The following is a 13,106-nucleotide window of genomic DNA, read 5'->3' on the forward strand; positions in this document are numbered from 1 at the left end:
CGGCCACCTGCACGGCCGCCGAGCACGAGCGCACAAAGAAACATGGCGGGGCCCTCGATGAAGAGGACTCCCGCCACGTGAGCAGAGGCACCGCCGGAAGGCGACGCCTCCGAGACATGAAAGCTTAGTAGGCGTTGTTCTCGCCGAAGCTCTTCATGGTCTTCTTGTTCAGGGCGACGTTGGAGCTCTGGCCGTCGTTGGCGACGTTGGAGTTACCCGCCAGGGCCGCCGCGGAGGCGCCGAACAGCTTGCGAATGTTGTCGCCGAACAGCGTCACGACGCCGATGGCGGCGATCGCGATGAGGGCAACGATGATGATGTACTCGGTCATGCCCTGACCACGAGCCTTGCGGAGCTGGTTCTTCTTCGAGATCGCCTTCATGGAAGTCTCCTGGGGGTTCAGAACGGGAAAGACACCCTGTTACTCGGGGTTGAAAGGCACAGTACGGGAGATCCCACCTGCACCTCCATCCGTCATCGGGAGGATGGGGCCAATCCCCTGTAATTCCCGGCGGATAGGCCTTTTTCTCAGCGTTTGGAAGGCCGCTCAGGGGCCAACCGGGGCCGCGACGGGGGTTTTCGGGGGGGCGCACGCCGAGGCGGGGAGAGCATCGCACAGGTTGCGCACGGCCCGTGCGAGTTCCGCGTCGGCCGGGAACTCGGCGGCCACCTGGCGGCCCAGGGCCAGCGCGGGGACGGCGTCCACCGGGGTCCACACCGTCCGCGTCGCCCAGGCCCGCTCGGCGACGAGCTTCAGGTACGCGGCGATGAGCCCCGGCTCCCGCCCGCCCTTGGCCACCTCCGGCTCCAGGAGCTGCGCGGCCAGCGTCAAATCCTTCTGGGCCAGGGCGGCCTTGCCCAGCGCCACCGTCGCCTCGCGGTTGTCGGGGTCCACCGAGCGCCACAGCGTGGCCACGCCGCGCACCAGTGGATCATTCGCCGCGTGGTAGCGCTCCATGTTGCGGTACAGCCGCGCGGCCTCCTCGGCCGTGGGCGGGTGCGTTCGCAGGTAGTCCTCCAGGAACAGGCGCGAGCCCCCTTCCGGAGAGCGGCGCTCGTCCTTCACGCGCACGTCGATGTTCGCCACGAAGAAGGCGATGGGAGATGCGTACTCCAGCAGGTTGTGGTCGTCCGTGTTGATGGGGCCCGGGCCCGCGAAGGCGAGCTGCCCGTCCTCGCTGTGCACCTGCTTGGACAGGAGCGCGAAGACATCCGTCAGGCCCACGCGCGCCATGTCCGCGCGCACGTCCGGCACCGCCATCCGCTGGGCCAGGCGCTCCGCGTCGAAGGCCAGCGGCTTGCGACTGGCCACCAGCACCAGGTCATGCGGCCCCAGCCACGTCGTCGCATGCGGGAAGGTGTCGCGCAGCGTGCGGACCACCAGCCGGATGAGCTCGTCGTTGCTCTCGTAGGTGTGAATCCACTGCACCAGCACGCCGTCGTCCGCGAGGTGCCGGTCCACCGTCTGGAAGAAGTCCCGCGTGAAGAGGCCGGACACGCCCGCCACCCACGGGTTGGAGGGCACGCTCACCACCAGGTCGTACTTGCGGTCGGCCAGCGCCATGAACGTCTTCGCGTCGTCGATGTGCACGCGCGTGCGCGGGTCGTCCACCGCGTTGCGGTTGTCATCCTTGAACAGGCGCGCCGCGTCGATGACGGCAGGCGCAATCTCCACCATGTCCAGGCGCTCCACCGGGTGCGCCAGCACGCTGCCCGCGGTAATCGCCGCGCCCGCGCCGACGAGGAGCACGTTCTTCGGCTCGCGCGGGTGCAGCAGCGCGCCCAGGTGGCCGGCAATCACCTGCGTCTCCACGTCACTGCCGTTGGAGGCGTCAATCTTCCCGTTGAGCTTCATGAAGCGCAGGTGGTCCTGCGGGTAGTCGGCCACCATCACCGTGGCGAAGGTGTCGTCCCGGTAGAAGATGGGGTGGATGTTCTTCTCCGTCTCCTCCACCAGCTTCGCGTAGCTCTCCGGCGGCTTCTGGTGGGAGCGGATGGAGGCGATGCCCGACAGCCGGACGGACCAGCCGCTCATCCCGCCAAGGACCACCGCCGCCAGGAGGGCCGCGGCGCCCACCGGCCACAGCGCGCGCACGGGGCTGGCGGGACGATTCGGCAGCGCGTGGAAGGCCAGCGCGGCGGCGGCGAGGTTCGCCACCACGCCCGCCACGAAGTTGCCCTCCATGCCCCACCACGGCATCAGCACCAGTCCGCCCAGCGCGGAGCCGGTAATCGTGCCCACCGTGTTCCAGAGGTAGACGCCGCCCAACTCCCGTCCGACTTCGGACACCTTCGCCGTGGCCACGCGCGCCGCAGCGGGGAAGGCCGCGCCCATGAAGAAGGTGGGCACCAGCAGGACGAGGCAGCAGAAGCCAAACGTCAACAACTGGAACAAGGGCCAGGTGTCCACCGAGCGCGTCATCATCCACTGCGCCGAGCGGAACAGGTGCGGCAGCCGCACGTAGAGCGGCAGGGCCACGCAGAGGCTGGCCACCAGCGCCACCTGCATCTGCGCGTACAGCTTCAGCGAGTCCGACTTCTGCGCGCGCGTCATCAGCCAGAAGCTGCCCAGGCCGATGCCCAGGATGAACGCGGTGAGGATGAGCGTGAAGGCGTACGTGGACGCGCCCAGGACGATGGACAGGAGGCGAATCCAGGTCACCTGGTACAGCATGGACGTGAAGCCCGACAGCGCCACGCCCACCAGCGCCGCGCGCACCGCCACCCGGGGATAGGCCAGGTTCGCCGCGCCCTCCGACACCGGCGCGGCCTGTCCCGGCGCCAGCGCGGGAGGATGCCTGCGCGCGAGCAGGAGCGCCGCCACGGCCAGAAGCAGGTTCAGCCCCGCCGCCAGCTTCGCCGAGGCGGACAGGCCCAGCACCGGCACCAGCTTCGTGCCCGCGATGAAGACGCCCAGCGCCGCGCCCAGGCTGTTGACGGCGTACAGCCGCGCCAGCTCCCGCTGCACTCCGGACAGGCTGTCCGCGAAGTGCCGCACCAGCGCCGGCAGCGTGCCGCCCATCAGGAGCGTGGGCACCACCAGCGACACCGCGGCCACCAGCAGCCGGGGCCCCACGCGCCACCCATCCGGCACGCCGGGCGCCACCGCCAGCCACAGGGCCCCCAGGGCGTCCAGCACGTACGGGAAGGCCAGCGCGTACAGCGCCACGCCCAACTCCAGCACGCCGTACAAGGCCAGCGGGCTCTTCACCCGGTCCGCTGTCCGCCCGAAGACAGATGCGCCGAGCGCCAGGCCGCCCATGAAGGTGGCGAGCACCACGGCATGCGCCTGCCCACTGTTGCCCAGGACGTTCCCGAGATACTTGGACCAGACCAACTCGTAGACCAGCGCCGTACCTCCTGAAAGGAAGAGGAGGACGGCCACAAGGTTCTTCGGGAAACGCGCGATGAGGGACATAAGGGGACAGCGCGGAACCTTACTCGTTATGTTCGGGACCCACCAATGAACGCCCACCTCCTGCAAGCCGCATTGCTCGCCTGGTCTCCTGGCCTGCGGGTAACCCGCGCGCAGGGAGACTGCGCCGTCGTGCTCCACCGCCCCGCGGAGGAGCTGCTCGACAGACCTCTCCATCAGGCCCTCGGCATCTCCGCCGAGCGGGCCCGTGAGCTGGATGCACTGGCTCGCGAGGACCGCCGCGCCGTGGAGTTCATCTCCTCGGCGTTGGGGAGCGAGGACGCCACGCCGTTGCGACTGGCGCTCGGCATGGACGAGGGCGAGGCCAGCACCTGCGTCCAGGACCTCAACGTCCTCTTGGAGGGAGCCCCGCCGGTGCAGATCTCCCGGCTGTCCAGCTCGCTCAGCCACGAGATTCGCAACCCCCTGTCCTCCGTGAAGATGGCGGTGCAGACGCTGGCCCGGAACACCGGCCTGTCGGACCGGGACAGGCGGCGGCTGACCATCGCCAACCGCGAGATTCGCACCATGGAGCGCATGCTGTGGCTGTTGTCCGAGTATGGCCGCGACACCACGCCCAACATCGACGCGCACGCGCTGCGCTCGGTGATTCAGGAGGCCACGAGCATGGTGGCGCCGGAGCTGGCCGAGCGGCGAATCGAAGTGCGCGTGGACGAGGAGCCGGAGCTGCCGCGCGTGCGCGTGGACCCCAACCGCCTGCGCCCCGTGCTGGCCCAGGTGCTGCTCAACGTGGCCATGGGTCGGCCCGAGGACAGTCCGGTGGAGGTGACCCTCCGCCGGGGCCCGCCGGGCCGCGTGCTGATGGTACTCAAGGACCCGGCCGCCGCCCTTCCCCCGGAAGAGAACGGCACCCTCTTCGAGCCCTTCGGCTCGAGGCTGGCGCGCGGCGCGGGGCTGTCACTCGCGGCGCTGCGGCGGGTGATGATGGGACAAGGAGGGGACGTCGCCGCCGAAGGCAGCGCCGAGCCCGGCATGGTCTTCACGCTCACATTCGCCACCTGAGAAGGAAGCCATGATGGAGACCCTTCTCATCGTCGATGACGACGTGTCTCTCCTCGAGACGCTGAAGATGCACTTCGAGGAGATAGAGCACGACGGCCAGCCGCGCTACCAGGTGGCCACGGCCACCAGCGCCGCCGCGGGTCTGCGCGCCGCGCAGGACTCCATGCCCAGCGTGGTCATCCTCGACATGATGCTGCCGGACCGCACCGGCCTGGAAATCATCGAGGAGATGAAGGGACTGTGCGGCGACGCACGCATCATCCTCGTCACCGCCTACCACGACATGGAGACCACCATCCGGGCGATGAAGGCGGGGGCCTTCGACTACATCCACAAGCCCTTCGCCGACCCGGCCGCGCTGGACCTCGTCGTCGAGCGCGCCCTGGAGTACCGCCAGCTGTCGCGCCGCGCGGACGAGGTGAACCGGGAGAATGCCGCGGTGCGCCTGGGCGACATCGTCGGCACCAGCCCGTCCATGCAGCAGCTGGTGAAGGAGATTGGCAAGGTGACGGGCAGCCACGCCACCGTGCTGATTACGGGCGAGAGCGGCACCGGCAAGGAGCTCATCGCCCGCGTCATCCACAACTACTCGTACGACGAGCCCCGGCCCTTCATCGGCATCAACTGCTCCGCCATCGTCGACACGCTGCTGGAGAGCGAGCTGTTCGGCCACGAGAAGGGCGCCTTCACCGGCGCGACGGCCGGCAAGCCCGGCAAGTTCGAGCTGGCCGAGGACGGCACCGTCTTCCTCGACGAGATTGGCGACATGTCGATGATGCTCCAGGCGAAGCTCCTGCGCGTGCTCCAGGAGCGCGAGTTCGAGCGCGTGGGCGGCGTCAAGCGAATCAAACTGCGCGCCCGCGTCATCGCCGCCACCCACCGCAACCTCTCCGAAGAGGTGGAGCACGTCCGCTTCCGCGAGGACCTCTACCAGCGCCTCAAGGTGATTACGCTCCTGATTCCCCCGCTGCGCGAGCGGCGCGAGGACATCCCCCTGCTCGTCAAGCACCTGCTGGAGCGCATCAACGAGAAGGTGCACAAGCGCGTCACCCGCGTGCCCATCGAAATCATGGAGCGCCTGACGCGCCTGCCCTGGCGGGGCAACGTGCGCGAGCTGGAGAACGTGCTCACCCGCGCCGTGGTGCTCGCGCCGGGCGATGTGTTGCGCGGCGACGACCTGCCCACGCTGGACATCCCGCCCTCCCCGGAGTCGGCCCGCCTCGCCAACAACACCATCATGTTCACCGCCCCCGCGGTGGATGACGCCAGCCTCATCCCCACGCTCGACGAGGCCGAGCGGCTGCTCATCGCCCGTGCCATGGCCGTCACAAAGGGGCACAAGGGTCGCACCTGCCAGATTCTTGGAATCAGTCGCCCCACCCTCGAGCGCAAACTGCAGAAGTACAATCTTTCACAGGGACAGAACCCTTTGGGGCACGGGTTCACCGTGAAGGACGACCCGTGAACACTGTCCGGGTCGCGACAATGGCCCCTGCCCTTTGAACGTTTCGTTCAACATGATCAGACTGTTTGAACGTTTTGTTTCAGGTTTTGGACACAGAGGGGTGGGTGCTACGGGCCTCTAGCGCTAAGTACCCGGCATTCCTGGATGTGTTCCTTCCGGAGCACTTCATTCCCGGCTGGCACGTTCCTTGGAAAAGGTAAGTCCCGTTGCCGCTGAAGCAGGCGGCCGGTCCTACCCCCGATTGCTTTCCACGGAGTGAATGCCATGCACGGTTTCAATCGCCCCCTCGGCCCTATCGGTTCCAACGTCGTGGCGCCGCTCCAGGCAACCAGCTCCGGGATGATGGTCACCGCGAACAAGCTCGTTCCGGGCCAGGAGGCGATCGACTTCAAGGGCTACTTCAAGGTCGAGTCCTTCCCGCACAACTCGACCATCTACCGCCCTGGCGACAGCACGGACCGCGTCTATCTGCTCAAGTCCGGCCGCGTGCGGCTGATGCGCATCGGCAAGAATGGCACCCGCTCGGTGGTGTCCATCCTCCGCCCCGGTGACTTGTTCGGCGAGCTGTTCCGCCCCGAGGGGACGCCGATTGAAGAGATGGCCATCGCCGCGGGCGAGGCCGAGGTGTGGAGCATCGAGGGCCGCGACTTCCGCGCGCAGCTCGAGGCCCGGCCGGCGCTGGCGGTGGACGTGGTGCGCGCCTACGCCGAGCGCGTGCGTGCCCTGCGCAAGCGCGTGCTGGGGCTGACCTTCAAGGAAGTGCCCGCGCGGCTGGCGGACACCCTGCTGACGCTGGTGGAGGCGCACGGTGAGCGCTGCCCCCACGGCGGTGAGACGGACCTGCGCGGAATCACGCAGCAGGACCTGGCGGACCTGGTGGGCGCGTCGCGCTCGTTCGTGTCCACGCTCATCAACGAGATGAAGCGCGAGGGCGTGCTCGGCAATGTCGGCCGCATCCTCTGCGTGAGAGACCAGAAGGCGCTGCGGAAGATTGCCTCCAAGGAGAAGTGAGCACGACAGTCCCCCGCGAGGCATCGCGGAAGACCTGACGTCAACGACGGGCCTGACCACGGGATGTCCACGTGGCCGGGCCCGCGTCGTTTTGCGGGGGACGGCAGCCGCCACGAGCAAGGCACGCGCCTCTCCTCCGAGCCACGCGACTCAGGTGCCGTGCGCCCGCCTTCGAGCCCTCGAAGCAGGACGCGGGACGGGTCTCGGGCGCGGCGGTTGGAAGCCGCCCCGCCTCCCGACGTGACATTCGACGAAACGTAGATCCGCTGCGGGCGACTTCAGGCCCGGGCCTTGAGTTCCTCGACCTCGGTGCGCAGCAGCCAGTCGTCCTGGAAGTCCGTCGCGGCGGCGGCGATCTGCCCCAGCCGCTCCGGCTTCGCCTGCCCGGAGTCGCGCAGGGTGCGCACCTCCCGGTAGAGCGCCGCGAGCGACGGGTGCAGGGCCAGCGCCTTGCGCTCCCGGGCCTTCGACTCGCCATCACCTTCCGCGAAGGCCTCCAGCTCGCCGAACCACCTGTCCCACGTCGCCGGGTCCGCCGGCCCACCGGCCACCGAGGGCAGGTGCGTGGTGACGAAGAGCCTCGCCACCGCGGGCACGTCCAGCGCGCGGCCCGCGAGTCGAGCCCGCAGCGCCAGCACCTCGCCGCCGCCCGCGGAGAAGCCCTCCAGCTCCAGTCCGCTGGCCAACGACAGCTTGAACGTTCCTCGCTCCGGGAGGTGCCCCGCACCGAAGGCCACCAGCGCCGGACCGTTCCATGGCCGACTTCCATCCCCCTTGCCACCGAGCGAGGTGAGGACCGGACCCTCCAGCCGCACCAGCGCGGTGGTGAGTCCCGGGGCCACCTCGGCGGGCGCGGCCACCGTGTCCAGCACGCGGCCCGTCACCTCGCGGCCATCCGCCAGCACCAGGTGATTCACCGTGCGCGCCTGACGGGCCACCTCCAGCCCGAAGTCGCCGCCGCGCTTCCACGCCAGCGTGGACTCGAACTCGGACAGCACTTCGAACAGGTGCTCGAAGTCCCGCGCCACGAAGAGCTGCGGCTGCATCCGGGTGATATCGAAGTCCGTGTCCGCGCACGCCACGCTGAGCGGCAGCTTGCGCACGGTCGGCGTCAGGCACTGCGCCGCCTCGCCGATGCTCGACAGCAGCCCCGCGCCGTAGATGCGCGGCGACTCCAGGCCCCCGACGAGGCCGTACTCCGCCGTCCACCAGTACAGCCGCGTGGCCCGCGTGCTCTCGCTCACGTACCGACGGCTGGCGCTCGCCGCCTCCAGCCGCGCCTCCGCGTGGGCGACTTCGTCCGCGCTCGCGTCCGGGTCCTCCTTCACCACCGACAGGTTGCGGATGGCGTTGAAGACGGCCTGGTCCTCCGCGCTCGCGATGGACTTGAAGCCCACCAGGCCGCACGCCTTCAGGTACTCCGCGTACCGCCGGTTGGCGATGATGGGCGCGTGGCCCGCGCTCTCATGGACGATGTCCGGCGCGGGCGTGTACTCGATGTGCTCGTGCGTGCGGATGTCCGAGGCGATGGCCAGCACGCCCAGGGACTGCAGCTCCGTGAAGACCGCCGGCGGGATGAAGCCGCGCACGCCCACGCACGCCCAGCCCAGTCGCGACAGCCGCTCGTTCATCTCGTCCAGGCTGGGGATGGACTCAAGGTTGATGCCCGTCGCCGCCAGCCCCTCCAGATAGACGGAGTGCGCCCGCTGCGAGAGATGACCGCGCAGCTTGCCCAGGATGTGGCGCCAGACGGCGTGGTCTCTCGGCGTATACGCGTCGTAGTCCTGGCTCACCACGTAGCGCCGCAGATGCGGCGGCAGGCGGGATATCGTCAGTTCCGTTGGCGTCATATCCGGGCACTCCTGGTCGAATCTTTCAGTCAGGAGAGGATACAGACGGGTTCAGCGCCGGAAAACCGGCAGAATCCGACGTCTTCGTCGATTTAACGACGAGGACTCACACGCGTTGACGCAGCCCGTCCAGGACGGTGGCGGCGCCCGGACTGAGGGAGCCGGAGGGCCAGAGGGCCACGACTTCCACGGCCTGGGGCTCGTCTTCCTTCAAGGGCCAGGCGTGGATGTCGGGGGGAAACGGGTGCATGGGGCGCAGGTCCGGCGTAATCGCGCAGGCCTTGAAGGCGCGCAGCAGTTCGTAGAGCAGCAGGAAGCTCTCCACGCGGGCCACCTCCGCGACCCTGACGCCGTGCGCCGTGAAGCGCGCGCTGTTCGCGCCGCCATAGGGGTCGTCTCGCAGCCAGTCCACGAAGGGCTGTCCGTCCAAATCTTTCACGTGCAGCGCCCGTCGGGACGAGGCCGTGCTCGCCAGGGCGCTGTCCGGCCCGGCGAGCACGACGAAGGACATCCGCAGCAGGGACTCCGACTCCACGCCCTCGTGCGGCGGCAGCGGGGTGAAGTCCAACGCGAGGTCCAGCTGGCGCGTCTGCACCTGTCGGGTCAGCTCGTGCGGTCCGCCGAAGCTGAGCACCAGCTTGAGGCCGGTGGCCGCCGCGTCTCGGGCGACCTTGCCCAGCAGGGAGAGGGACAGGGTGGGGTTGAGGCCCAGGCGCACCACGGGCTCCGCGCTGGCGAGGTCTCGCAGGCGCTTCATGTCGAGTTGGTGCAGGGGCGTCTGCGTGCCGGCGAAGAGGCGCTCCCCCCGGGCGGTGAGCTGGAGGCGTCGGCCGGGGCCACGCTCCAACAGCGTGGCGCCTTCGGCCAGCGCCATCTCCAGCGCGCGGATGTGCTCGCTCACCACGGAGCGCGCCACGCCCAGGTGCTCCGCGGCGGCTTCGATGCTGCCCGCCTCCACGGCCGCGGTGAAGGACTCCAGCCAGACGAGGTGTCGCACGAGCTTGCGTGGCGGCATGCACCCCATCCTGGCACCGGCGAGCCACCGGACACGAGGCATGAGAAAAGACCCACCCGACGACTCGCGTGACGCGCGTCGCACCGGAGTGCCTCCACTGCGAGGGGGCGGCCGGGCGGTCCTGTCTTCCTTGAACATCCGTCTGCGGCGGGCTAGCAGGGGGCGCGATGTCTCGGATGCCTCCCGCCACCGTCACTCCCGCAGAGAGGCTCCGCCAGCGGTGGGCCGAGGCCGTGCCGCTCCTGGGCCCCGCGCTGCTCTGGTGCACGCTGCACGGGTTGCTCGCGCTGCTCTTCTTCGGGGCGCCCCTGCTCGACTCCGTGGGGCGGCTGGCCAGCACCTTGCGGCCCGTGTTGCTGGTGGGCGGCGTCATCCAGGCGCTGTTCCTGGGGCTGCTCACCTTCGTGGCCACCCTGCCCCTGGGCTTGCTCGGGCGGCGGTATGCGCTGGCCCTGCCCATCGTCGTGGCGCTGGGCGTGGCGCTGCTCGGCGTGGATGCGCTGGTGCTGTCGTCGCTGGGCTTCCACATCAACGGGCTGGTGCTCGCGGTGGCGCTGCAACCGCGCGCGCTCGCGGAGACGGGGCTCGCGCCGCATGAACTGGCGCTCCTGGGCACGGCGACGCTGGGCGTGCTCGCGCTGGATGCCTGGGCGGGCGTCCACTTCCTGCGGCGCATCCCCCGTCCGCGTCACCTGGCGCGGCTCCTCGCCATCCTCGTCGTGGTCGCCGGGGTGGAGCGCCTGACGAGCGCGTGGCTCGTCTTCGCCCACGGGGGCGCCGTGCTGCACGCGGCCACCACCCTGCCCTTGCAGCCTCCCGTGAGGATGAACACGCTGCTCGCGCGGCTGACGAACCGGCCTCCCGCGTCCGGGCTGCGGCTGGGCGTGAGCCCCGAGGCCGGAGTCCCCGCGTCGACCATCGACCCCGCGTCGGTGCGCTTCACGCGCCGGCCCGACATCGTCCTCATCCTGGTGGAGAGCCTGCGCGACGACTTCTTCCGTCCGGACGTCATGCCCCACCTGTGGCGCAGGGCGGAGCACGGCACGCGCTTCCTGCACCACCACAGCGCGGCCAGCTCCACCGACTACTCCCTCTTCAGCCTCTTCTTCGGACTGGAGGCGCAGCGTCGCGACGCGGTGGTGGGCGCGGGGCGCGCGCCGCTGCTCTTCCCCGCGCTCCGGGAGAATGGCTACCGCCAGGCCTTCTTCGCCGCGTCCTCGGTGGACTGGATGGGCCTGAAGGACACCGTGTTCCGCGACGTGCAGGGCGGCCTGCGCACGGACTACGAAGGGCGCAGCCACCTGCGGGACATCGCCATGGTGAAGGACGCGCTGGACCTGGCGCGCAAGACGCCCCGGGACACGCCGCTGTTCACCTTCGTGTTCTTCGCGGGCACGCACTTCGACTACGACTACCCGGAGCGCTCGGCGGTGTTCACCCCCGCCTGGGACGGCAAGGGGGGCCTTGCCACCGCGCGCGTCCCCGCCGAGCACCTCAAGGCCCGCGCCTGGAACTCCGCCTACGAGGTGGACACCAAGGTGGAGGAGCTCCTGAGCCAGTGGGAGGCCGTGCGTGGAACGCGTCCCCTGGTGGTCTTCACCGGAGACCACGGCGAGGAGTTCCGCGAGCACGGCCGAGTCGGCCACGCCAGCGACGTCACCGAGCTGCAGCTCCACGTCCCCATGCTCGTGTTCGACGAGCGGCTCCCCACCGGACAGGTCGACGCCGTCACCGGCCACATCGACCTGGTGCCCACCCTGTTCGATTTGCTGGGTGACACCCATTCACCCGAGCAACTGGGTGACGGCATTCCAATGAGCCGGCCAGACCCCCGGCGCTACCTGCTCACCACCATCGGCTGGGAGGCTCGCTATGCGCTCATCGGCCGGGACTTGAAGGTGCGCTTCGGCGCGGGGCTCCCCGGCACGGAGCTCAGCGACTTGTGGGACCGCCCGCTGCCAGACGCACGGGAGCGCTTCGCCGCCGAGGCCCCCCGCATCCTCCGACGGCTCCGGGGCGGTGGCGCGCAGGGCGAGGCCGAGCCCTCCACCCGCCCCGCGACGGCGACCGAACCTCCGCGCTGACCTCCACTCAGAAGCGGATCCGCGCCCCGAGCGCGAGCGTGAACAGGCCCGTCTTCACGGTGCTCGGGTTCTGGAGGAACTGGACGATGCGAAAGTCCGTGGCCACCAGCTCGTAGTAGCCCTCCAGGTGCCGCAGCCCCAGCGACGGCATGGGCCGGCCCGCGCTCCCACCGAGCAGTAGCGCGGGCCTCAGCGCCGTCTTGAACCAGTAGTAGCCGGAGACGTAGCGGTCCGGCAGCGTCAGGTAGTAGTCGTCGCCGAAGGTGTAGCTGAAGGCCGCGCCCACGGTGAACGGACGGAAGCTCCACTCGCGATGAGTGACGTGGAACGGGTGCCACTGGCCCTTGAGCGTGAGGGTGACGAAGTCCGCGCCCACCACTGCCCGAGGTGCCCAGCCCACCAGCACCTCCAGCTCCAGTTGCTCGTCCAGGAAGGCCCACCCCGGCCCCGCCGCCAGCATGCCAATGGAGCCGGCGAACTGGAGCGCCGCGTGGTCCGGCACGTACCACGGCGACGCCGCCTGCTCCGGTGACTCCGCTCGCGCGGGGCGCCCCGTGAAGAGCAACGACGCCAGCAGTCCTCCCACGAGCCAGGGACGCGCCATCAGAAGAACACCTGCTCGACATCCACCGAGTCGCCCTCGACGGTGACCACCAGGTAGCTGTGGATTTCGAGCGAGTCGGTGCAGAAGTAGCGCACGCCCCGCCGCGCGTCGGTGCTGAAGCGATGGGTGTGGCCATGAAAGGAGATGGCGACCCCGCGCTCCGCCTGGAGCTGCTCCAGCGGCTCCGTCAGCGACGCATCGAAGTCCGGATGGCCGGGCGGCACATGGGAGAAGGTGAACAGATGCCCGCCCCCTGGCACCTCGCCGAGCGCCGAGCGCAGCTGCTCCAGGTCCGGCACGTTGCCCGGGAAGCCGTACTCCCGGGAGTTGGAGTCGAAGAGGACGAAGCGGCTCCCTCCGTACTCGAAGCTCAGGAACGTCGGGCCGAAGTGATGGAGGTAGAGCTCCCTCCCCTTGCCGAGCAGGTCATGGTTGCCGATGACGGCCAGCGCCGGCACCTCCGCGTCCTCGAGCAGCCCCGCCACCCAGTCGTACTCCTGGGCCGAGCTGAACGTAACTCCTCGCCGCGCCCCGTCTGGTGCGGCGAGGATGTTCGTGGAAGGGCGAAGCGAGGTTCAGCGAAGCGGCGCGCGCGCCTCGGCACGCAGAGACACTTCGCCGTTCGCCCGCTGGCGGAGT

General features: G+C 69.6%; 10 protein-coding genes. 4 read left to right on the top strand and 6 right to left on the bottom strand.

All coding sequences use genetic code 11. From position 1 onward, the window contains the following. Positions 1-124 precede the first annotated feature (124 nt). Together LZ199_RS44205 and LZ199_RS44210 are read right to left on the bottom strand one after the other, a co-directional pair. Positions 125-382 carry a hypothetical protein gene (locus tag LZ199_RS44205; protein ID WP_141643904.1) on the bottom strand — a complete coding sequence of 86 codons (258 nt, stop codon included), beginning with the start codon at positions 380-382 and terminating at the stop codon, positions 125-127. Positions 383-547: 165 nt separating this feature from the next. After that, complete coding sequence (locus tag LZ199_RS44210) at positions 548-3,385, bottom strand: fused MFS/spermidine synthase (protein ID WP_253999863.1); 2,838 nt, start codon at positions 3,383-3,385, stop codon at positions 548-550. Between the two features lie 78 nt (positions 3,386-3,463). Here LZ199_RS44210 and LZ199_RS44215 point away from each other — a divergent pair, with 78 nt between their 5' ends. From LZ199_RS44215 to mrpC, 3 genes are all read left to right on the top strand, one after another. Next, positions 3,464-4,438, top strand: a complete 975-nt coding sequence (locus LZ199_RS44215; RefSeq protein WP_253999864.1) for a sensor histidine kinase — start codon at positions 3,464-3,466, stop codon at positions 4,436-4,438. A 13-nt stretch (positions 4,439-4,451) separates the two neighbouring features. Next, positions 4,452-5,903 carry a sigma-54-dependent transcriptional regulator gene (locus LZ199_RS44220; RefSeq protein WP_253999871.1) on the top strand — a complete coding sequence of 484 codons (1,452 nt, stop codon included), beginning with the start codon at positions 4,452-4,454 and terminating at the stop codon, positions 5,901-5,903. A gap of 264 nt (positions 5,904-6,167) precedes the next feature. Then, a complete protein-coding gene (gene mrpC, locus LZ199_RS44225; RefSeq protein WP_163861913.1) occupies positions 6,168-6,914 on the top strand; it encodes a Crp/Fnr family transcriptional regulator MrpC in 747 nt (248 codons plus the stop codon). Between the two features lie 278 nt (positions 6,915-7,192). On the opposite strand, the gene LZ199_RS44230 is transcribed toward mrpC, so the two are convergent. Both LZ199_RS44230 and LZ199_RS44235 read right to left on the bottom strand, forming a co-directional pair. Then, positions 7,193-8,764 (bottom strand): aromatic amino acid hydroxylase, encoded by a 1,572-nt coding sequence (locus LZ199_RS44230; RefSeq protein WP_253999865.1) that lies wholly within the window; start codon positions 8,762-8,764, stop codon positions 7,193-7,195. A 106-nt stretch (positions 8,765-8,870) separates the two neighbouring features. Then, positions 8,871-9,779: a LysR family transcriptional regulator gene (locus LZ199_RS44235; protein WP_253999866.1), complete on the bottom strand. Its 909-nt coding sequence runs from the start codon at positions 9,777-9,779 to the stop codon at positions 8,871-8,873. A 167-nt stretch (positions 9,780-9,946) separates the two neighbouring features. Here LZ199_RS44235 and LZ199_RS44240 point away from each other — a divergent pair, with 167 nt between their 5' ends. Next, a complete protein-coding gene (locus tag LZ199_RS44240) occupies positions 9,947-11,863 on the top strand; it encodes a sulfatase-like hydrolase/transferase (protein ID WP_253999867.1) in 1,917 nt (638 codons plus the stop codon). A 7-nt stretch (positions 11,864-11,870) separates the two neighbouring features. Here LZ199_RS44240 and LZ199_RS44245 read toward each other — a convergent pair whose 3' ends face one another. Next, positions 11,871-12,467, bottom strand: a complete 597-nt coding sequence (locus LZ199_RS44245; RefSeq protein ID WP_253999868.1) for a hypothetical protein — start codon at positions 12,465-12,467, stop codon at positions 11,871-11,873. Continuing rightward, positions 12,467-12,952 carry a metallophosphoesterase family protein gene (locus LZ199_RS44250; RefSeq protein ID WP_253999869.1) on the bottom strand — a complete coding sequence of 162 codons (486 nt, stop codon included), beginning with the start codon at positions 12,950-12,952 and terminating at the stop codon, positions 12,467-12,469. The genes LZ199_RS44245 and LZ199_RS44250 overlap by 1 nt, the downstream gene beginning before the upstream one ends. Between the last annotated feature and the right edge of the window lie 154 nt (positions 12,953-13,106).

The sequence above is a fragment of the Myxococcus qinghaiensis genome (assembly GCF_024198215.1).
In the GTDB taxonomy this organism is placed as follows: Bacteria; Myxococcota; Myxococcia; order Myxococcales; family Myxococcaceae; genus Myxococcus; species Myxococcus qinghaiensis.